This is a genomic window from Bartonella sp. CE47NXGY (assembly GCF_042195415.1).
In the GTDB taxonomy this organism is placed as follows: Bacteria; Pseudomonadota; Alphaproteobacteria; order Rhizobiales; family Rhizobiaceae; genus Bartonella.
On record NZ_JBHIOI010000175.1, the window covers coordinates 1 to 1,003 of the forward strand.

A 1,003-nucleotide genomic window follows, 5' to 3' on the forward strand; every position below is an offset into this window, starting at 1 on the left:
GGGACTGGAGATATTCTCTTTATTGCTCCAAGCGTTATGGTTGATGAGACAACGTCTGTTTTAGCAGCACGAGATTTCGTGATCAAGACGGGGGAGCTTAGAAATAGCGGTCAATTGGCATCGGGGCAGGATTTAGTCTTTAGCGTGACGGGGGATGTGACCAACAGCAAAACGGGCTTAATTTATGTGAAGGGCAATGGTGCTTTACAAGTTGATGGGGCTTTGTTGAATGATTTTGGCACCATAATGGCAGAGGGTGATTTGGGTTTCATCAATGCAGCTGGCAGCGGAAAAAGCCTTTCCCTTGTTAACAAAGCGGGCTTTATTCAAGCTGGTGGAAACTTAAATATCCAAACCAACACTCTAAAAAACGAAGCCGATAGCACGCCTGTCATCACAGAAAAAACGGAATATAGCGATATTTCTTTCCAAAGACCAAAGGGTTCTGATAGGCTCAGTGATGGGATGTTATATCAAGATGGTCCCAACCTTTGGGGAAAGGGACACGAACATCAAAGTCATACCGGACCTTTTGACGGGCACGTAAGAATTTTCTTGGATGTTCCTCTTTGGTCGAGCAAAGAAGAAACCTATGGCACCGCAATTTCAAGCGATGGAACAGTCTATAAGGCTTTTACTTGGGAATTTAAGCCTGTCTATGATCAAAAGTCCGTAAAACGCTACCAATGGAATGGTTCTCGGCGGAAGGGAGGATGGTTTGGGTCAATAAACGAAGACTGGTCACATATGACAGAAAAGACTGTCACACAAGCATTTTCGCATAAACCAACTGTTTCGGGGGTAATACAATCTAGTGGCAATCTCATCATTAACGCTGATACCATTGACAACCATTATAGCTCTATGAGAGCAGGGGGAAATGCCGATATCCACGCCAATGTGCTGACCAATTTAGGGGCAACGGCTTATAAAAACACTTATCTTGGTTGTCAGGCTAATACAGACAGTTGTTATGGTTATAAAGCTGATGGAAGCCGCGATG

The 1,003-nt window shown here is 44.2% G+C and carries 1 pseudogene; it reads left to right on the plus strand.

The window, feature by feature from the left end:
- A pseudogene (locus ACFIL3_RS10485) lies at positions 1–1,003 on the plus strand (filamentous hemagglutinin); the annotation flags it as partial.